Annotated in this window: 21 protein-coding genes; 9 read left to right on the top strand and 12 right to left on the bottom strand. The window is 58.0% G+C overall.

Going from position 1 to position 18,752, the window contains the following annotated elements; genetic code table 11:
* Positions 1-5: 5 nt before the first annotated feature.
* Positions 6-623, bottom strand: coding sequence for a trimeric intracellular cation channel family protein (locus ACLH1I_RS20800; RefSeq protein WP_002922654.1), 618 nt, complete (start codon positions 621-623; stop codon positions 6-8).
* A gap of 275 nt (positions 624-898) precedes the next feature.
* Here ACLH1I_RS20800 and ACLH1I_RS20795 point away from each other — a divergent pair, with 275 nt between their 5' ends.
* Positions 899-2,158, top strand: a complete 1,260-nt coding sequence (locus ACLH1I_RS20795) for a chloride channel protein (protein WP_017900058.1) — start codon at positions 899-901, stop codon at positions 2,156-2,158.
* 49 nt (positions 2,159-2,207) lie between these two features.
* On the opposite strand, the gene ACLH1I_RS20790 is transcribed toward ACLH1I_RS20795, so the two are convergent.
* Positions 2,208-3,071 carry a YicC/YloC family endoribonuclease gene (locus tag ACLH1I_RS20790; protein ID WP_002922636.1) on the bottom strand — a complete coding sequence of 288 codons (864 nt, stop codon included), beginning with the start codon at positions 3,069-3,071 and terminating at the stop codon, positions 2,208-2,210.
* Positions 3,072-3,197: 126 nt separating this feature from the next.
* Between ACLH1I_RS20790 and rph the strand changes: the two genes are divergently transcribed.
* Both rph and pyrE read left to right on the top strand, forming a co-directional pair.
* Positions 3,198-3,914: a ribonuclease PH gene (rph, locus tag ACLH1I_RS20785; protein ID WP_064178633.1), complete on the top strand. Its 717-nt coding sequence runs from the start codon at positions 3,198-3,200 to the stop codon at positions 3,912-3,914.
* A gap of 65 nt (positions 3,915-3,979) precedes the next feature.
* On the top strand, positions 3,980-4,621 hold the full coding sequence (gene pyrE / locus ACLH1I_RS20780) for an orotate phosphoribosyltransferase (protein ID WP_004205073.1): 642 nt from the start codon (positions 3,980-3,982) through the stop codon (positions 4,619-4,621).
* Between the two features lie 46 nt (positions 4,622-4,667).
* On the opposite strand, the gene slmA is transcribed toward pyrE, so the two are convergent.
* The 3 genes from slmA to coaBC form a co-directional block, all read right to left on the bottom strand.
* The gene (gene slmA, locus ACLH1I_RS20775) at positions 4,668-5,264 is read right to left on the bottom strand and encodes a nucleoid occlusion factor SlmA (RefSeq protein ID WP_004205072.1); all 597 of its coding nucleotides are present in this window, start codon (positions 5,262-5,264) and stop codon (positions 4,668-4,670) included.
* A 124-nt stretch (positions 5,265-5,388) separates the two neighbouring features.
* Entirely contained in the window at positions 5,389-5,847 is a 459-nt protein-coding gene (gene dut, locus ACLH1I_RS20770) for a dUTP diphosphatase (protein ID WP_198079997.1), read from the bottom strand.
* Complete coding sequence (gene coaBC, locus ACLH1I_RS20765; protein ID WP_032431274.1) at positions 5,825-7,039, bottom strand: bifunctional phosphopantothenoylcysteine decarboxylase/phosphopantothenate--cysteine ligase CoaBC; 1,215 nt, start codon at positions 7,037-7,039, stop codon at positions 5,825-5,827. The genes dut and coaBC overlap by 23 nt, the downstream gene beginning before the upstream one ends.
* Before the next feature lie 172 nt (positions 7,040-7,211).
* Between coaBC and radC the strand changes: the two genes are divergently transcribed.
* The 4 genes from radC to mutM all read left to right on the top strand — a co-directional run bounded on the left by radC (position 7,212) and on the right by mutM (position 9,463).
* Positions 7,212-7,877, top strand: a complete 666-nt coding sequence (gene radC, locus ACLH1I_RS20760; protein ID WP_049003203.1) for a RadC family protein — start codon at positions 7,212-7,214, stop codon at positions 7,875-7,877.
* Positions 7,878-8,093: 216 nt separating this feature from the next.
* Positions 8,094-8,330 (top strand): 50S ribosomal protein L28, encoded by a 237-nt coding sequence (gene rpmB, locus ACLH1I_RS20755; RefSeq protein WP_000091955.1) that lies wholly within the window; start codon positions 8,094-8,096, stop codon positions 8,328-8,330.
* Positions 8,331-8,350: 20 nt separating this feature from the next.
* Entirely contained in the window at positions 8,351-8,518 is a 168-nt protein-coding gene (gene rpmG / locus ACLH1I_RS20750) for a 50S ribosomal protein L33 (RefSeq protein WP_002922510.1), read from the top strand.
* 135 nt (positions 8,519-8,653) lie between these two features.
* Positions 8,654-9,463, top strand: a complete 810-nt coding sequence (gene mutM / locus ACLH1I_RS20745; RefSeq protein WP_032456731.1) for a bifunctional DNA-formamidopyrimidine glycosylase/DNA-(apurinic or apyrimidinic site) lyase — start codon at positions 8,654-8,656, stop codon at positions 9,461-9,463.
* Positions 9,464-9,613: 150 nt separating this feature from the next.
* On the opposite strand, the gene coaD is transcribed toward mutM, so the two are convergent.
* The 7 genes from coaD to rfaQ form a co-directional block, all read right to left on the bottom strand.
* On the bottom strand, positions 9,614-10,093 hold the full coding sequence (coaD, locus tag ACLH1I_RS20740; RefSeq protein ID WP_004205067.1) for a pantetheine-phosphate adenylyltransferase: 480 nt from the start codon (positions 10,091-10,093) through the stop codon (positions 9,614-9,616).
* Complete coding sequence (locus ACLH1I_RS20735) at positions 10,090-10,866, bottom strand: glycosyltransferase family 2 protein (RefSeq protein ID WP_023319330.1); 777 nt, start codon at positions 10,864-10,866, stop codon at positions 10,090-10,092. Before ACLH1I_RS20735 ends, coaD begins: the two co-directional genes overlap by 4 nt.
* Positions 10,866-12,140, bottom strand: a complete 1,275-nt coding sequence (gene waaA, locus ACLH1I_RS20730; RefSeq protein WP_004205065.1) for a lipid IV(A) 3-deoxy-D-manno-octulosonic acid transferase — start codon at positions 12,138-12,140, stop codon at positions 10,866-10,868. Before waaA ends, ACLH1I_RS20735 begins: the two co-directional genes overlap by 1 nt.
* 91 nt (positions 12,141-12,231) lie before the next feature.
* A complete protein-coding gene (locus tag ACLH1I_RS20725) occupies positions 12,232-13,221 on the bottom strand; it encodes a glycosyltransferase (RefSeq protein WP_004205064.1) in 990 nt (329 codons plus the stop codon).
* A gap of 29 nt (positions 13,222-13,250) precedes the next feature.
* Positions 13,251-14,345: a glycosyltransferase gene (locus tag ACLH1I_RS20720; protein ID WP_004205063.1), complete on the bottom strand. Its 1,095-nt coding sequence runs from the start codon at positions 14,343-14,345 to the stop codon at positions 13,251-13,253.
* 2 nt (positions 14,346-14,347) lie between these two features.
* Positions 14,348-15,475, bottom strand: a complete 1,128-nt coding sequence (locus tag ACLH1I_RS20715; RefSeq protein ID WP_198079999.1) for a glycosyltransferase family 4 protein — start codon at positions 15,473-15,475, stop codon at positions 14,348-14,350.
* Positions 15,472-16,548, bottom strand: coding sequence for a putative lipopolysaccharide heptosyltransferase III (rfaQ, locus tag ACLH1I_RS20710; protein ID WP_151629204.1), 1,077 nt, complete (start codon positions 16,546-16,548; stop codon positions 15,472-15,474). The genes ACLH1I_RS20715 and rfaQ overlap by 4 nt, the downstream gene beginning before the upstream one ends.
* A gap of 111 nt (positions 16,549-16,659) precedes the next feature.
* On the opposite strand from rfaQ, the gene ACLH1I_RS20705 reads away from it, so the two are divergent.
* Together ACLH1I_RS20705 and ACLH1I_RS20700 are read left to right on the top strand one after the other, a co-directional pair.
* Complete coding sequence (locus tag ACLH1I_RS20705; RefSeq protein WP_012540311.1) at positions 16,660-17,622, top strand: polysaccharide deacetylase family protein; 963 nt, start codon at positions 16,660-16,662, stop codon at positions 17,620-17,622.
* Between the two features lie 18 nt (positions 17,623-17,640).
* A complete protein-coding gene (locus ACLH1I_RS20700; RefSeq protein WP_057212694.1) occupies positions 17,641-18,720 on the top strand; it encodes a glycosyltransferase family 9 protein in 1,080 nt (359 codons plus the stop codon).
* Positions 18,721-18,752: the final 32 nt, after the last annotated feature.

Genomic DNA, 18,752 nt, shown 5'->3' with positions numbered 1-18,752 from the left:
GGCGGTTAGTGGGCGTCGTGGGTGTAGTGGAAGACCGGTAGCCCGAGCTTCCAGCGCAGCGCCAGCATGCGGGCGGTAAAGCCGAACAGCAGCGTGGCCAGGACCACCACATCGTGGCTGCTGACGTAATGTTGCAGCGCTATATAAAGTACCGCTGCGGCAAACGAGATCCCGGCATACAGCTCTTTCTGGAAGACCAGCGGAATGCGCTTGCAGAACATATCGCGCAGTACACCGCCAAAAACGCCGGTGATGACCGCAGCAATAGAGGCGATAACCGGCCCTTCTCCCATATCCAGGGCGATTTGCGCACCGATGATGGAAAATACGATCAGCCCCAGCGCATCCAGCACCAGGAAAAGCCGGCGAAGGTGCGGCATTACCGGGGCGGCAATTGTGGTAAGGACGGCGGCGACGGCGACAATAATGACGTATTCCGGATGCTTCACCCAGCCGAGAGGATAGTGTCCCAGCAGGATATCGCGAACGGAACCCCCGCCCAGCGCGGTCGCGGTGGCGATAATAATGACGCCGAACGTATCCATCCGCCGACGCCCGGCAGCCAGCGCTCCGGTCATGGCTTCCGCGGTGATACCGATTAAATACAGAACATGAAGCAGCATAGATCCCCCCAGACAGTGGCCAGCAGGTTAACGATTTGTGCGCAGGATCACGATTGAGATTTTCTAAAGTGAAATCGTTAGGCCAGGAAAAACTAATGCCAATATAGATTAAATTGGCTTTAATTGGCGGTTGATTTCTATTTTTTGAATTTTTAAAGATTAGAAAAAGTAATGACTTGTTCCCGATCGATTTTCTATATTGAAAACGCTACGAATACCTAATGTTTAAGTCCCGACCTTTATCCTTTTATTTTCTTTCTCGAGGAGATGAGAAAATGCGTGTCGCCGCCGGGAGCAAACATTCTCTGACTCGCCTGTTGGCCGTGGTATTAACCGGGATTTTGGCCGGTCTGTCCGGCATGGTTTTGGCACTGATTTTACACGCCATTCAGCACCTGGCTTTTGGCTACAGTTCCGGGCAGATCGTCGGTTCGGTGTCATTTTTACAGGGCGTCACGGCGTCGCCCTGGCCACGTCGCATCGCGGCAATCGTGGCCGGCGGCATCGTCGCCGGATTTGGCTGGTGGCTGCTTGGTCGCTATGGGCAGAAGCGGGTTTCCATTGCCGCGGCGGCGGCTAACCCTTCCGTCCCTATGCCCGCGGGCACCACGACGATCCACGCCCTGTTGCAGATCGTCACCGTAGCGCTGGGTTCCCCGCTTGGCCGCGAAGTGGCGCCGCGGGAAATGGGCGCGCTGGGAGGGGGGATGGTGGCGCGTAAGCTGAGCCTGCTGGAGGATGACACCCGCACGCTGATTGCCTGTGGGGCGGGCGCGGGCCTGGCGGCGGTGTATAACGTCCCGCTGGCAGGGGCGTTGTTTACCCTCGAGGTCATGCTGCTGTCGTTTAGCTGGGAAAAAACGCTGGCGGCGATAATGACCTCGGCGATTGCCGCCTGGACGGCCACCCTCGGGTTAGGGGATGAATCGCAATACCATTTTGTTTCCAGCGCGCTTCCGCACACCTTTCTCTGGTGGGCGATTCTGGTGGGCCCGATTCTGGGCACCGGCGCCTGGCTCTTTCGCAAAGCGACCAACGCAGCGCGTTCACGCGTGCGAAGTAACTGGCAGATGCCAGTGTTCTGTCTGCTGGCGTTTTCACTTCTTGCCGTCCTGAGCCTCTGGTTCCCTGCGCTACCGGGCAATGGCAAGGGGCCGATGCAGCTGGCGCTCAGCGACGGGCTGCCTCTCTCCATGGTCGCGATCCTGTTAGGGCTGAAGATGGTGGTGATCCTGGCGGTGCTGCGCGGCGGCGCGGAGGGCGGGTTGCTAACCCCGGGGCTGGCGGTGGGCGGGCTGGCCAGCCTGCTGCTCTGCGCGCTCTGGCAATCAGGGTTCCCCGGCGGAGATGAAAATAGTTTCGCCCTGGTGGGAGCAGCCGCTTTTCTCGCCGCCTCCATGCAGATGCCGCTGACGGCGGTGGTGCTGGTGATGGAATTCACCCACATGGATCACAGCTATCTGGCCCCGACGCTGCTGTGCGCGGCAGGGGCGTTTTTGACCTGCCGGGTACTGGATAAGAAATATTGCTTTTGAAATGGATGAAAAAAGGCCGGTAAACCGGCCTTCAGAAAGGTATCTGAGATTACTCGATATTCTGGATCTGCTCGCGCATTTGCTCGATCAGCACTTTCAGCTCAATCGCGGAGTTGGTGACCTCGGCATTGATCGATTTTGACGCCAGGGTGTTCGACTCACGGTTGAACTCCTGCATCATAAAGTCGAGACGGCGACCCACGGCCTCTTTCTTTTTCAGAATGTTGTAGGTCTCTTTCACGTGGGCTTCGAGGCGGTCCAGCTCTTCGGCAACGTCGATACGCTGCGCCATCAGCACCAGCTCTTGCTCGAGACGGTTATTCTCCAGCTGCACTTCCGCATCCTCCAGCTTGGCGACCAGACGCTCGCGCTGCCACTGGAGAATTTCCGGCATATGAGCGCGAACTTTCGCCACTTCGCCGCTCACGCCTTCAAGACGCTGCTCGATAAGCGCTTTCAGCGCCTGGCCTTCCGTTTCGCGAGCGACGATGAAGTCATCCAGCGCGCCGTCAAGGGCTGCCAGAATGTCGGCGGCGATGGCGTCAAGATCCTGCTCTTTGGCGGCCATCACGCCCGGCCAGCGCAGGATATCAACCGGATTGATTTCCCCTTCATCGCTCTGCATTTTCACCCAGTTGGCAGCGTTAACCAGCTGTTTAGCCAGCTTTTCGTTGAGAATGAGTTCGCCCTGAGCGCTGGGGTCTTGTTCAAAACGCAGGGTGCATTCGACTTTACCGCGAGTCAGGCGGGCGCGAATGCGTTCGCGTACCACGGGCTCCAGGCTACGGAACTGCTCCGGCAGGCGGAAGTACGTTTCCAGATAGCGCTGGTTTACCGAGCGCAGCTCCCATGCGGCGCTACCCCAGTCACCCTTGATTTCACGGCGGGCATAGGCGGTCATACTGCGGATCATAGTCGTTCCTGTTTTTAAAGGAGAGTGGGGAGGATTATAGCTTTCGAGGCCTTATCAGGATAGGAATAAGCGCCTTTAATCCGTATAATGCGCAGCCACATTCGTTTCAAGCCGGAGATTTCTATCATGCGTCCAGCAGGTCGTAGCGCCAACCAGGTGCGCCCCGTCGCCCTGACCCGTAATTACACAAAACACGCTGAAGGCTCTGTGCTGGTTGAATTCGGTGATACCAAAGTGCTGTGCACCGCCTCCATTGACGAAGGCGTTCCGCGTTTCCTGAAAGGACAGGGACAGGGGTGGATCACCGCTGAATATGGCATGCTGCCGCGTTCAACGCACACGCGTAACGCGCGTGAAGCGGCAAAAGGCAAGCAGGGCGGCCGGACGATGGAAATTCAGCGCCTGATCGCCCGTGCGCTGCGCGCGGCGGTTGATCTGAAAGCGCTGGGCGAATTTACTATCACCCTCGACTGCGATGTGCTGCAAGCCGACGGCGGCACCCGCACCGCGTCTATTACCGGTGCCTGCGTGGCGCTGGCCGACGCGCTGAATAAGCTGGTGGCGGCCGGCAAGCTGAAAACTAACCCGATGAAAGGGATGGTGGCGGCGGTCTCTGTTGGGATCGTTAATGGCGAAGCCATCTGCGATCTGGAGTACATCGAAGACTCTGCCGCGGAAACCGACATGAACGTGGTGATGACCGAAGATGGTCGCATCATTGAGGTGCAGGGTACGGCAGAAGGCGAGCCGTTCACCCATGAAGAGCTCCTCACTCTCCTGGCGTTAGCCCGAGGGGGGATCGAATCCATTATTACGACGCAGAAGGCGGCGTTAGTAGATTAGTTTTTAAGGCGACTGAGAAGTCGCCTTTTTTTTGACCGTAAAAAAGTAAGATGAGGAGCGAATCCATGAAGCCGTATCAGCGCCAGTTTATTGAGTTTGCGCTAAGCAAGCAGGTTCTTAAGTTTGGCGAGTTTACGCTGAAATCCGGGCGTAAGAGCCCCTATTTCTTTAACGCCGGCCTGTTTAACACCGGGCGCGATCTGGCTCTGCTGGGCCGTTTTTATGCCGAGGCGCTGGTGGATTCCGGGATTGAGTTCGACCTGCTGTTTGGCCCGGCCTACAAAGGGATCCCGATCGCCACCACCACCGCGGTGGCGTTAGCCGAACACCATGACCGCGACCTGCCTTACTGCTTTAACCGTAAAGAGGCAAAGACTCACGGCGAAGGCGGCAATCTGGTCGGTAGTCCACTGCAGGGGCGGGTCATGCTGGTGGATGACGTGATCACCGCCGGTACGGCGATTCGCGAATCCATGGAGATCATCCAGGCCAACGGCGCGCAGCTGGCGGGCGTGCTGATCTCCCTGGATCGTCAGGAGCGCGGCCGCGGTGAAATCTCCGCCATTCAGGAAGTGGAGCGGGATTACGGCTGCCAGGTTATCTCGATCGTAACCCTGAAAGAGCTGATCGCTTATCTGGAAGAGAAACCGGAGATGGCGGAACACCTGGCGGCCGTTCGCGCTTATCGCGAAGCCTACGGCGTGTAACGAAAAAGCCCGGTAAGCAGAGCGCTACCGGGCAATGCAAAGAAAACTACTGCAGCTGTGCGGCGACCAGCGGCCAGCGGGCGTCGAAATCATCCGTCGGACGGTATTTGAACTCGCTGCGCACAAAGCGCGACAGCATGCCCTCGCAGAAGGCGAGCAGCTGGCTGGCCAGCAGCGTTTCGTCGAGCGTGTAGCCTTCGCCTTCGCGCATTTTTTTCTCGCGCATCACCTGACGCAGCTGCACTTCGATGCGTTCAAAAAGCTGGTTGATACGGCCCTGCAGCCGGTCCTGTTCGAACATCAGCGCGTGTCCGGTGAGGATGCGCGTCAGCCCAGGATTACGCTCGCCAAACCCAAGAATCAACAGAACAATCAGGCGCAGGCGCGCGGACGTGTCCTTCTCATCTTTCAGAATCAAATTGATGCGCGTAATCAGACTGTCTTCAATGAACTCGATCAGGCTGTCAAACATGCGGGTTTTGCTGGGAAAATGGCGATACAGCGCGGCCTCAGAGACGCCGACGGAAGCTGCCAGTTTCGCGGTGGTAATACGTTGACTACCATCGCTGGATTCCAGCATTAGCGCCAGAGATTGAAGTATTTCTTCGCGACGATTCCGTTTCGCAGTTTGCTTTTCTGCCATGTTTTAAAATACCCCTGAAAATAAGCACTTGTCAGGCAGACATCCACAACGCGACCGCAAACCAGAGTTTGCGGTGGTGTTATTGCATTATGCGCGTTGGGATGCAGATTCCGTGTTGCTGGGCCTATTTGCACCCTGAGTGACCGAAGCCGCCTTCGCCGCGGTCGGTGGCATCGAAAGATTCCACCAGGTTAAATTCCGCCTGCACGACCGGCACAAAGACCATCTGCGCGATACGTTCGCCCGGCTCGATAACAAAGCTCTGCTGACCGCGGTTCCAGACGGACACCATCAGCTGCCCCTGGTAATCGGAGTCGATAAGGCCCACCAGGTTGCCCAGCACCACGCCATGCTTATGACCCAGGCCGGAGCGCGGCAGGATCACCGCCGCCAGAGAGGGATCGGCGATATGAATCGCAAGGCCGGTCGGCAACAGCGTGGTTGCGCCCGGCGCAAGCTCTACGGCGTCGTCGAGACAGGCTCGCAGGTCAAGTCCGGCGGAGCCGGAGGTGGCATAGGTCGGCAGCGGAAATTGCTGGCCGACACGCGGGTCCAGAATCTTAACGTCGATTTTTTTCATCATAACGGGTCACGATCTCGTCGAGTAATAATTGGCCCAGGAGTTCCTTGCGCTCAAGTGGTAAGCGCTTTTCCCCATCCTGCCAGAAAAGGTGTAATGCGTTACTATCGCTGTTAAAGCCCTGATTAGGCTGGGAAACATCGTTGGCGCAAATCAGGTCGAGGTTTTTGCGGGCACGTTTTTGCCGCGCATATTCTTCCACATTATTCGTTTCGGCGGCAAACCCAACGACGTAGGGGCGATGCGATTTTAGCGCTGCAACCCCGGCCACGATATCCGGGTTTTTAACCATTTTTATTGTTAATTCATCACCTTGTTTTTTTATTTTATCTTCGGCGATGGCGGCGGCGCGGTAATCCGCCACCGCGGCGCAGCCAATAAAAATGTGCTGCTGTTGAGCGCCGGCCTGGACGGCCGCTTCCATTTCCAGCGCGGTAGTGACATCAATACGCTGCACAAAGGGCGGTGTCGGAAGCGATACCGGTCCGCTGACCAGGGTCACGTTCGCGCCGCGCTGTGCGGCGGCGGCGGCAATCGCGAAGCCCATCTTACCGGAGCTGTGGTTAGAGATGTAACGCACCGGATCCAACGGCTCACGGGTCGGGCCCGCGGTAATCATGAGGTTGAGATGTTGCAAATCTTTGACAGGGGAGGCGAAATGCTGTGCGGCCATCTCCACGATGGTTAACGGATCGAGCATTCGCCCCGGACCAATGTCGCCGCAGGCCTGGCTACCGCTGTCCGGTCCCCACAGCAGCAGGCCGCGGGAAGCGAGCGTCTGCAGATTATGCTGGGTGGCCTGCGCGCGATACATCTGCTGGTTCATGGCGGGCAAGACGGCAACCGGAGAAGGGGTGGCAAGACAGATCGTCGACACCAAATCGTTAGCCATGCCGGCCGCCACGCGGGCAATCAAATCGGCGGTCGCCGGGGCGAGGATCACCAGGTCGGCCCATTTTCCGAGCTCAATATGGCCCATGGCCGCTTCCGCCGCCGGATCGAGCAGGCTATCGGAAACCGGATAGCCGGATACCGCCTGCAGGCTGAGTGGGGTGATGAACGCTTTTGCCGCCTCCGTCATTGCGACACGCACTTCCGCGCCGCGTTCACGCAGTCGCCGCACCAGTTCCGGGGTTTTATAAGCCGCGATACCGCCGCTGACGCCCAGGACGATTTTTTTACCCGCCAGAGTCATCATGATGTATTCCTGTTGCCGTAGACCAGAATCCGCGCATCTTATCACAATCCTGACGTGGTCGTGCCTCTGACGGGCATTCACTTTGCGAGCGGCTACGCAGGGTGAAAAGCGGCGGGTCGGCAGCGTCGTCAGGTTGTGCCAGGATAGGCTGATTCACGCAGGAGGGCGCATGGACGGAACGGAAAATTTGATGCCACGGGAGAAGATGCTGCAATTCGGCATCGAGGCGCTGACGGATGTTGAGCTACTGGCGCTGTTTCTGCGCATTGGCACACGCCGTCAGGATGTGCTGAGCTACGCCCAGGCGTTATTGCAGCGTTTTGGTTCGCTCTACGCTCTGCTTTCCGCTGATAAAGCGCAACTGGTTGCCGTTGACGGGCTGGGGCTGGCGAAATATGCGCAACTGAAGGGGATTGCCGAGCTGGCGCGGCGCTATTTTAGCTCGCAGCTGGTTGAGGAGGCCGCGCTGATCACCCCCTCGATGACGCGGGAATTTTTGCAAAGCCAGCTGACGGAAGAGGAGCGCGAGATCTTTATGGTGATCTTTTTAGATAATCAGAACCGCGTGTTGAAACATAGCCGCCTTTTTTCTGGTACTCTTAGCCACGTTGAGGTGCATCCGCGAGAAATTGTACGCGAAGCCATCAAAGTGAACGCCGCCGCCGTGATCCTTGCGCATAATCATCCCTCCGGTAGTCCGGAGCCGAGTCAGGCTGACAGGCTGATTACCGAAAGGGTGGTAAAGTGTTGTCGATTCATGGAGATACGTGTGCTTGACCATCTGGTTATCGGCCGCGGTGCGTATGTATCTTTTGCCGAACGTGGCTGGATTTAGCCCCGAACTGGCGATCCTTCGGGATCTTTGTCTGTTCGGGACTTGAGCACATCGCCGAGTCAGCGTATACTACGCCACCTTTGAGAATCTCGGGTTTGGCATTTGGGCCTGGCAGTCGAGAGTTCACATTGAACTGCGATGACCAGGCTGTAAAGCCTGACGAGGCGCCAATACCCCATACGAAGCTCGAGCTAATTTGATTTTTGGAGAATAGACATGTCCCGAGTCTGCCAAGTTACTGGCAAGCGTCCGGTGACCGGTAACAACCGTTCCCACGCACTGAACGCGACTAAACGCCGTTTCCTGCCGAACCTGCACTCTCACCGTTTCTGGGTTGAGAGCGAGAAGCGTTTTGTCACCCTGCGCGTATCTGCTAAAGGTATGCGTGTAATCGATAAGAAAGGCATCGATACAGTTCTGGCTGAACTGCGTGCCCGTGGCGAAAAGTACTAAGTACTTAGAGGAAATAAATCATGGCTAAAGGTATTCGTGAGAAAATCAAGCTGGTTTCTTCCGCTGGTACTGGTCACTTCTACACCACCACGAAGAACAAACGTACCAAACCGGAAAAAATGGAACTGAAAAAGTACGATCCGGTTGTACGTCAGCACGTTATCTACAAAGAAGCTAAAATTAAATAATTTTCGCCTCCTTGTATAAAAACCCCGCTCCGGCGGGGTTTTTTGTTTTTAAAACTCCCCCATATTGCTTTCACACACTCCCTTTTCAGCCACCTGTCCGTGAAGCACAATACGCCGGGTTAATGGAGGAAAATCATGCCTGAATTACCAGAGGTGGAAACCAGCCGTCGCGGCATTGAGCCGCACCTGGTTGGCGCCACCATTCTGCACGCCGTCGTGCGCAACGGACGGTTGCGCTGGCCGGTTTCCGAAGAGATTTATCGCCTGAGCGACGTTCCGGTGCTCAGCGTGCGACGTCGCGCCAAATATTTGCTTCTGGAACTCCCGGACGGCTGGATCATCGTCCATCTTGGGATGTCGGGGAGCCTGCGCATCCTGAGCGAAGAGCTGCCTGCGGAAAAACACGATCACGTTGATCTGGTTATGAGTAACGGTAAAGTCCTGCGCTATACCGATCCGCGCCGCTTTGGCGCCTGGCTATGGACCAAAGAGCTGGAAGGCCACCCGGTGCTGGCGCATCTGGGGCCGGAACCGCTAAGCGATGCCTTCAACGCCGACTATCTCCAGCAGAAATGCGCGAAGAAGAAAACCGCGATCAAACCCTGGCTGATGGATAACAAGCTGGTGGTGGGCGTCGGCAATATCTACGCCAGTGAATCGCTGTTCTCCGCCGGGATCCACCCTGACAGGCTGGCGTCCTCGCTGTCGCGGGACGAGTGCGAGCAGTTGGTGAAGGTGATTAAGCTGGTCCTGCTGCGCTCGATAGAGCAGGGCGGCACCACGCTGAAGGACTTCCTGCAAAGCGATGGCAAGCCCGGTTATTTTGCCCAGGAGCTACAGGTCTATGGCCGCAAGGGCGAACCCTGCCGGATCTGCGGCACGCCGGTCGTCGGGACCAAACATGCCCAGCGGGCGACCTTTTATTGCCGCCAGTGTCAGAAATAGTCACCGGAACAGGAATGATTGTCGGCCAGGTCAGCGAAACTGCGGGTGCGCATCTGGCGGACCGGGGGCGTTTGTAGGCCAGGTAAGCGCAGCGCCACCTGGCATCAAGACAGAGACAGAGCCCGTGTGGCTCACGCCCCAGCAGATGCGTTACTTCAGCTTATTCAACAGCGCCTGGTGGACGTTGGCTGGCAGGAAATGAGAGACATCGCCTTGGTGGCGCGCGACTTCCTTCACCAGCGAAGAGGAGATAAACGACCACTCTTTGCACGGCATCAGGAACACGCTCTCAAGGGTGGGCATCAGATGGCGGTTCATATGGGCCAGCTGCATCTCATACTCGAAATCCGCCACCGCCCGAAGGCCGCGGATCAGGATATTGGCCTGCTGCGCGCGCGCGAAGCTGGCCATCAGGTCGCTGAAGCCGACCACCTGCACGTTCACCAGGTGGGCCGTCGCCTGCTCCGCCAGCGCAATGCGTTCATCAAGGCTGAACATCGGCTTTTTGCTTGGGCTGGCGGCGATAGCCAGCACCACTTTATCGAACATACTCGCCGCGCGGGTGACAATATCGATATGGCCATTGGTGATGGGATCGAAGGTACCCGGATAGATCGCTTTTGTGCTCATGATGACTCTTTCTCCGAGTAGCCGTGGCTCAGCGCCCACAGCTCGGTATATTTTGTAAACGTATACTGCGCGTTGACCATCGCCAGTAACCAGCCCTGCTTACCGTCCAGCACCCCACCGCGCAGCAGCAGCGTTTTCAGGAACGCCCCCAGCGTATGGCTGAATATCCCCGCCATCGAGGTCTTCTTGCCCTTCTGATGGCGTTCCAGAGCCCACGCGGCGGCATACGCCAGCTGTTTTTGCTGGAAGCCAGCGAAGTCGCGGCACGTCAGATGCAGGAGATCGCCGGTCAACGGAATGACCTCGGCGCCCAGGCTATCCAGCGATTCATGGACCAGATTATCGTTATAGCGGTAACGGGCGCGTTCGTACAGGCGCAGGACGCGATCGGGGTACCAACCGCTGTGGCGCATAAAGCGTCCGAGAAAATAGTTACGGCGGGCGATGCTGTAGATGGCGCCGCGCTGCGGGGCTTCCAGTACCTTAAGAATAGCCTGCCTGAGCTCTGGCGTGACGCGCTCATCGGTATCGATCATCAACACCCAGTCGCCGGTGGCGTAGTCCTGCGCGCGCTGGCGCTGAATGCCATAGCCTCGCCAGTCGGTATGGGTATAGACCTGCGCCCCGAGGCGGCGAGCCAGCTCGACGGTGCTGTCAGTACTGCCGGAGTCGAGGACGATAATTTCATCCGCCCAGCTAACGGAGTCCAGACAATCCGGCAGCAGGTCCGCTGCGTTTTTGGCGATCATCACCACGGAAAGCCGGTTAGACATTAATGACTCCGCTGCGGCAGGTAAGGTTGCAGTAACTGTAGCAGACGCGACAGCGCGCCCTGGTTCTGGTGCAGCACTTCCACCGCGTGACGGCCATACCACAGGCGGTAGTCTTCATCGGTCAGGAGCGTGGAAACCTCTTTGACCAGCGAGTTCGCGTCGGTGACGGTGATCAGGCCATCGTCCTGCTGCAGCTTGGCGCAGATATCTTTGAAATTGAAGGTATGCGGCCCCATCAGCACCGGAATGGCGTGCGCCGCCGGCTCGAGCGGGTTATGGCCGCCGCGCTCCACCAGGCTGCCGCCGACGAAAGCGAGGTCGGCAATGCCGTAGAGCAGCATCAGTTCGCCCATGGTATCGCCAATAACCACCTGGGTACTGGAGGAGGGGATCTCGCCGGTGCTGCGTAGAGTGAAGCTCATTCCGGCTTTTTGCACCATGTCGCGGGCGTCAGGGAAGCGCTCCGGATGGCGGGGAACAAGGATCAGCAGCAGGTTCGGAAAGGTCTCCAGCAGCTTTTTATGCGCCTGGAGGATAATTTGCTCTTCGCCATCATGGGTGCTGGTGGCAATCCAGACTTTGCGGTGCGGCGCCCATTGCCGACGCAGCGTCACCGCGCGCGCCGCCAGCTCTGGCGTAACGGAGATATCGAATTTCAGGCTGCCGGTGACCGCCAGCTGATTGCGCTTCAGTCCCAGCGCGAGGAAGCGGTTGCCATCTTCTTCATTCTGCGCGGCGATAAGCGTAATACGGCTCAACAGGCGGCGCATAAAGCCGCCCAGTTTGGCATAGCCTTTGGCGGAACGTTCGGACAGGCGGGCGTTGGCAATCACCAGCGGGATCTTACGCTTATGCAGCGCGGCCACCATGTTCGGCCACAGCTCGGTCTCCATGACGATCACCAGCTTCGGCTGAACGGTGTCCAGGAAGCGGTTCATGGCGCCGGGCAGATCGTAGGGCAGATAGACGTGATGGACATCTTTGCCGAAGGCCGACATGGCGCGCTCGGAGCCGGTCGGCGTCATGGTGGTGACGGTGATCGGCAGAGAAGGGTAGCGGTGGCGCAGGGCGCGAACCAGCGGAATGGCGGCTAAGGTCTCGCCGACGGAAACGGAGTGCAGCAGAATGCCATCCGGCTCTACCTTGTTCTGACAGAAGCCATAGCGTTCCGCCCAGCGTTTACGGTAGGCAGGAGCCTTACGACTGCGCAGCAGCAGCCGCAGCCACACCAGCGGCTGAATAAGGTAAAGTAGGGTGGTATAAAGCAATTCCAAACTATTTATCCGTTCTCTGTTTTGGCGGGCAAATTCTAAGCATTTAGCCCGCGTAAAGCTATCTCTTTGGCGGAAACAGCGGGTTTTTGGTCTATCCCGCGTGGCGATAACGCTTAATACGCAGATAACGGCGTCCCAGGCGCCAGCGTAAACGGAAAGTACAGGCGTTTTTCCAGATTAACCGCCAGATACCGCGGTCGAAGAATTCTTTAATAATAACATGCTTTTTCGACTCATCTTTCATGCTGTCGAAGGTGTGGATGATCCCCAGGCCTTCTTTGGCGATCTGCCAGCGACAGGCGGCGATATGGCGCACTTTATCCGGGTAACGCTGGTTGATCGCCTCCAGCATCTCCAGAATTTTCATGTAATGGCGCGCCGAACGCATCAGCGTGTCGTCGTTGTCCGGCTTATGCGATACCGACTCAGAATGGATGTAGTAATCATAGAATTGCTGACTGGTGTACTGCACGCGCTCCGCGGCCAGCAGCGCCTCGGTGGTCCACGGGATATCCTGATGGCGCAGGCCGGGCTCGAAATGGAAGTGATGCTGGCGGATAAAATCGTGGCGATAGATATTGAGCCAGGTGACGTGCAGAAATTTCCGCGAGTCCAGGGCCTGCTTGAGCCAGACATGGCCCGGCAACACGCCGGTCGAGGGCAAGCGATCCAGCGGGAAGATCGGGTGGCTCTCGCGGCGCTTTTCGTACACGTAGGTGCCGTTGCAGGTGGCGACATCGAGATGTGCTTTCTCGGCCATTTCCAGCAGCGTGCGATACATGCCCGGATAGAGTTTATCGTCGATGTCCGGAAACGCGAGGTACTTGCCGCTGGCGGCGGCGAGGCCGGTATTACGCGCGACCGAGACGCCCTGGTTTTCCTGCTCCAGCACCTGGACGTTCTGCAGCCGATCCCGCCATTCGGCGATCACCGCCAGGCTGTTGTCCGTCGACCCATCGTTCACCAGGATCAGTTCATAGCTGTCCAGCTGCTGCTGTTCAATGCACTCAAAGAATTGCGCAAGAAATTTCTCACCGTTGTAGACGGCAGCCACGATGCTCAGTAAAGGCGTTTGACTCATAAATCTTCGATCCTGGTTAACTAACGGCGTCAGGTGCGCTGCAGCTGACGGTACTGCTGACAAATGGACACGACGCTGAATTTTTCCAGCGCGGCATCGTCGATGGCCGGCGGGTTATGGTAAATGCTTTGCATCGTCTGAGCCAGCGCCGGACTGGTGAGATCCGCCAGACCGCGGGCAAGTTCGCCGGTGAGGATCTCGGTGACGCCGCCGGGGCAGCGGGTGCTGGCGACCGGGGTATGTAACAGCAGCGCCTCCACTACCACATTGCCGAATCCTTCGCTATCCGAGCTCAAAACCAGCATCCGCGCGCCTTTGATCCACGGTAAGGGGTTTTTCTGAAAACCCTTGAACCACACCCGGTCTTCAATCTCAAGCGTTTTGGCCAGCTGGCGCAGGCGTTGCTCTTGCTCCGGTTTCCCCTGTCCTAACAGCACCAGCGGCGCGTCAATGCCGCTTTGCGCGTAGGCTTCGAGCAGGCGGTCGTGACGTTTACCGGGATGGAAGCGGCCGACGTGAATCAGGTAGTCGCCGTCCGGGCGCTCGCTGTCGGCTTCCGCTTCTGCGCGCAGGGCGGCGATATCGAAGGGGTTATAGATGGTTTTCAGCTGCGCCGGGCGCAGGGCGAAGGCTTCCACCAGATCGCGCCCCACGGCGTCGGAAACCGCCACCACGTTGCGCCCCTGGTAAATCCGCTTAATTTTCTGCTGCTTCATCCAGCGGTCAAAGCCGGTACGGTGACCGAGATAAGAGGCCGAGAAGACGCCGTGCAGGCAGAACCAGACGTTGCGCTCGCGCAGCGCCCGGCTGCGGGCGACGATGCGGTCGGTTTTATGCAGGTTGGAGAGTACAAGGTCAAATTGTCCCTGCTGCTCGGCCCGGATGATCGCGGCGTCCAGCTGGCGGGCGCGGCGGGACAGCTCGGTTAGCTTGCGCCAGGGTTTGCGGCAGCGATCGGCCACCACCTGGTAGTCGAGCCCCTCGGGCAAGGGGTACTCGCAGACGTCGCGTAGCGAAATGAGCGAGACCCGATCGCCGTCGCGCAGGAACTGCGCCGCCAGGGTCAGGACCACTTTTTCCGCGCCGCCGCCGGGCAATCCATCAATCACAAATAAGATGCGCATCGTTATTTCACCAGATCCTGATAAAGGGAAAGCAGCTGGGTGGAGAGGCGCTCGCTGGTACAGGCCATGATGCGCTCGCGGGCGCGGTCGCCTTCCGCGGAGCCCAGCGCGCGGGCGGGCAGGGCCATCACCGCCTGCTGCAGCGCCGGGATATCCAGGGCGTCGCAGACATAACCGTTGTGGCAGTTGACGATAAACTCCGCCCCGCCGCAGCCGGTGGTGGTGATCACCGGCAGACCGCAGGCCATTGCCTCGAGGATGACGTTGGGGAACGGATCGTAGAGGGTGGGCAGCAGCAGGCCATCGGCCATCTGATAGAACGGCAGCGTTTCCGACTGCATGCCGAAGAAGCGCACTCGCGCTTCGCAGTTCAGGCTCTTCGCCAGCGCCTGGTAGCGCGGCTGATCCTTATCTTTGCCAACCACCAGCAGATAGCGATCGGTCGGGGCGATGGCGCGGATCGCCGCCGCCAGCCCTTTACGCTCAAAGCCGGAGCCGACGTAAATCAGGCAGGTTGCCTGCAGCGGCAACTGCCATTTGGCGCGTAAGGCGGCAAAGGTGTCTTCGCCCGGCGGCAGGAAGCGCTGGTTATCAATGGCGTTATAGATAACGTGGATCTTGTCCGCCGGCAGGCCAAAGTCTTCAATGATCTCGCGCTTGATCATCTCGGCGTTGCAGATCACCCCGCGCAGATGCGGGTCTTCGTACATCTCCCGTTCCGCTTTCATCACATAACGGTGGTAGCGGTCGGCGAACAGCAGGCGGCTTTTCCAGGCCGGTAAGATGCGCGAGCGCTGTTGCAGCCAGCGGCGATGAACGCCATCGCCGGCGCGGTAGAGATCGCAGCCGGGAATACGCTCATGGCTCTGCACCAGGTCGAAGGACTCGCGCTGCCAGAGCGCTCGCGCGGCGTTGGCAAACCCACGCTCGCGGCTGATGCGCCCCCATTTGCGTGGGTTACAGATATGGATCTGCCAGTCGGGCTTGACCGGCCCCTGCCATTCGCGGGTGATGACGTTCAGCTGCAGATGACTGCTGTCGAGGGCTTCCAGCGCGCGGGAGACAAACCGTTCTGCGCCGCCGTCCGGGCGGTACTTCTGCCGCACCAGAGCCAGCCTGAATTTACTCATGCCAGTACCTTTTTCGCCGCCGCGATCACGGCGTCGGTAGGAATTAAATCGAGATAACGTTCGTCGGTGTTGGTGTTGATGGCGTCCGGGTCGGGCAGCGGTCCGAAGTCGCCGGCCCAGATCACCTCGCCTTTCGCCTGCCACGGACGCCAGAAGGTCAGCTTCGAGGGGCCGAACAGGGCGACCAGCGGGGTGCCGAGAGCCGCTGCCATATGCATCGGCACCGAGTCGACGCCGATAAACAGCCGGGCGTGATCGATAACCGCCGCCAGCTGGCGCAGCGTTAACTGACCGGCTAAAGAGTGCAGCCGCGCCTGCGGGCAGCCGGCGATGATGGACTCCACCATCTGCTTCTCTCTATCGTCGGGGCCGGAGGTGAGCACCACCGCGTACCCTTCGGCGGACAGCGCGTTGATCAGGGCGCTCATCCGATCTTCGCGCCAGCATTTAAAGAACCAACGCGACGTTGGCTGGATGACGATGTAGTTATCCCGGAAGTCCTCCGGCAGCAGGGCGCGGCTGGTGGCCCAGTCTGCTTCGCTGTAGCCCATCCGCGCCGGCGCGTCGTTCAACTGGATACCGAGCGGAGCGAGGATAGAGAGATTCTGCTGTACCGTATGCAGCTGATTATGCTGTTGGGTGGTGGCCAGCGCGGTGTGGCAATAGCGCCAGAACGGGTGGCGACGCTTCGGAAAATCAAAGCCGATCCGCGTCGCGGCGCCGGTCAGTTTGCTGATAATCGCGCTCGGCCACTGGTCGGCAAGGTTAAGCACCATATCGTATCGCTGCTGGCGCAGCGTCTGAATGAGCTGCCATTGCATCTTCAACTGATGCTTTTTCCCCTGCTTTTTCCAGCGACGGTCGAGACCATAAATTTGGTGAATATCGGGGTTGGCGGCGAGCATATCCCGGGTCTCTTCATACAGCAGGACATCCACGCAGGCGGCGGGGTACTGCTGTTTCAGCGCGTGAATAAGCGGGGTGATCAGCAGCATGTCGCCATGATGGCGCAGCTTAATGACCAGGATCCGCGCCGGGTTCAAGGGGCTGCGGGAGAGGGTTTCAGGCGTCATACTCTGTTCTTCATCCAGGATAAGGGTTCCGATTCTAGGGGATCAGACAGATTGAGAGAAGCGTTGTATTGCTCTACCATGACCCGATACGTATGGCCTGAGGACGTTTTCGTGCACAATCCCGCATTTCTCATCACGATTGATACAGAGGGCGATAACCTCTGGCAAAAACATGACAGCATCACCACCGAGAATGCGCGTTATCTCCCGCGTTTTCAGCAGCTTTGCGAAAAGTATGGCTTTAAACCGGTCTATTTGACCAACTATGAAATGGCCATCGACCCCTTTTATATCGAATTCGCCAGAGACGTGATTGCCCGCGGCACCGCGGAAGTCGGTATGCATTTGCATGCCTGGAACAGCCCGCCGACCGAGCCGCTGACCGCCGACGACTGGCGGCATAAGCCTTATCTCATTGAATACAGCGATGCCATGATGCGTGAAAAGGTCGACTATATGACGCATCTGCTGGAGGACACCTTCCAGACCAAAATGGTTAGCCATCGCGCCGGGCGCTGGGCCTTTGACGAGCGCTATGCGCGTCTGCTGGTGGAGCACGGTTATCAGGTGGATTGCTCGGTGACCCCGCGGGTGAACTGGAAGACCGCCAAGGGGGCGCCGCAGGGCGATGGCGGGACCGATTATCGCCGCTTCCCGCAGCATGCCTATTTCCTCGATGAAAATGACATCAGCCGCGAAGGCCACTCGCCGCTGCTGGAAGTGCCGATGAGCATTCAGTACAAGCACTCCGCGTGGATGAACAGCGTGAAGCAGGGCTACGACCGCCTGCGCGGCAAAGTGCGTTCCCCCTCCGTACACTGGCTGCGACCGATGGGCGGCAATGTGGAGACGATGAAAAAAGTCGTCGAACAAACGTTGACGCAGGGCAATGACTACGTGGAATATATGCTCCACTCTTCAGAGTATATGCCCGGCGGCAGCCCTACGTTCCAGAATGAACGGGATATTGAGCGTTTATACGCTGACCTTGAAGCCTTTTTTAGCTGGCTGGCGCCGCAGGTGAAGGGCATGACGTTGGCAGAATATTACCAGCGGAAAATCACACAGCGCTAACACAGCTCAAGGTACCGTATGCGTATCCTTAAACAATTGACGCGGAAAAAGAACGCTTTTTTCCGCGGCATTAAATTTAATTTAATTAACTATCGATACAGAAATAAGCCGGCGCGCAAACCCTTCGACCCGGTCCCCGTGCGCCGCGTGCTGCTATTGCGTCTGGACGATAAAGTCGGCGATATGGTGGTGACCACCGGCTGCGCCAGAATACTGGCCGAACGGGGATATCAGGTTTCGGTGTTAACCGGACCAATATGCTGCGAAATATTAGCCGGCTCAGAATTCATCGAGCAAGTATATTTATATCGACCACGCATGTCCTTAAATACGTTACGGGCGGCGGGTTTTGATGCGGTTATCGATTTTGATGACGTGACCAGCTATGAACGTTTTAAATTACTCGCCGATTTACGGGCGACCAGCGTGATTGGGTTTAATAAAGAGCCCTATAAACTTTACGATCATTCGATCGCTTTTTTTGACAGCAACAGCCATATTTCCCAGCGCTATAAACAGGTGGTGAAGCTTTTTGGCGTCGTTGACGACCACCCGTATCACTACCATCTCCCCGGCTGCCGCCATGAGCGGGAGAAGGTGGCGCGCTTGCTTTCCCAGGCCGGAGAGGTCGCACTGCGCATCGCCATTAACCCTTTTACCGCCTCCGAAGATAAAGACTTCTGTCGTCATCAGGTGGCGACCCTGGTCGAGCGGCTACATGCTCTGCCTTACCGGGTCTGTATCGTGATGGTGGGGCGCAGTGAGAAGATTCAGCAGCTGGGGCTGGATATGGCGCTGTACATCGCCGACAGCACCATCAACTCCGCCGTGGAGGTGATCCGCAGCTGTGATTTAGTCATTACGCCGGACACCTCGATCGTGCATATCGCCCGCGCCTTCGATAAACCGATGGTGGCGGTCTATAACAAACGTAAACTCAAGGATACCGGCCTGCCCGGCTATCATATCTGGGCGCCGGGCTATGACAAAGCGAGGCAGATCGTCTGTGAAGAAGCGAATGTCGCCGATGTGGCGATTGAGTCGGTGTGGCCGGTGATTAAAGAGCAGGCCGACCGGCTGGTCGCCGCCCGCAGTTAATATAAAAGTGACTATAAAAAAGGGCCGTCAGC

The organism is Klebsiella sp. 1SOBk10mer, assembly GCF_046602535.1.
Lineage (GTDB): Bacteria > Pseudomonadota > Gammaproteobacteria > Enterobacterales > Enterobacteriaceae > Klebsiella > Klebsiella quasipneumoniae.
This window is presented reverse-complemented; position numbering and strand designations above follow the sequence as displayed.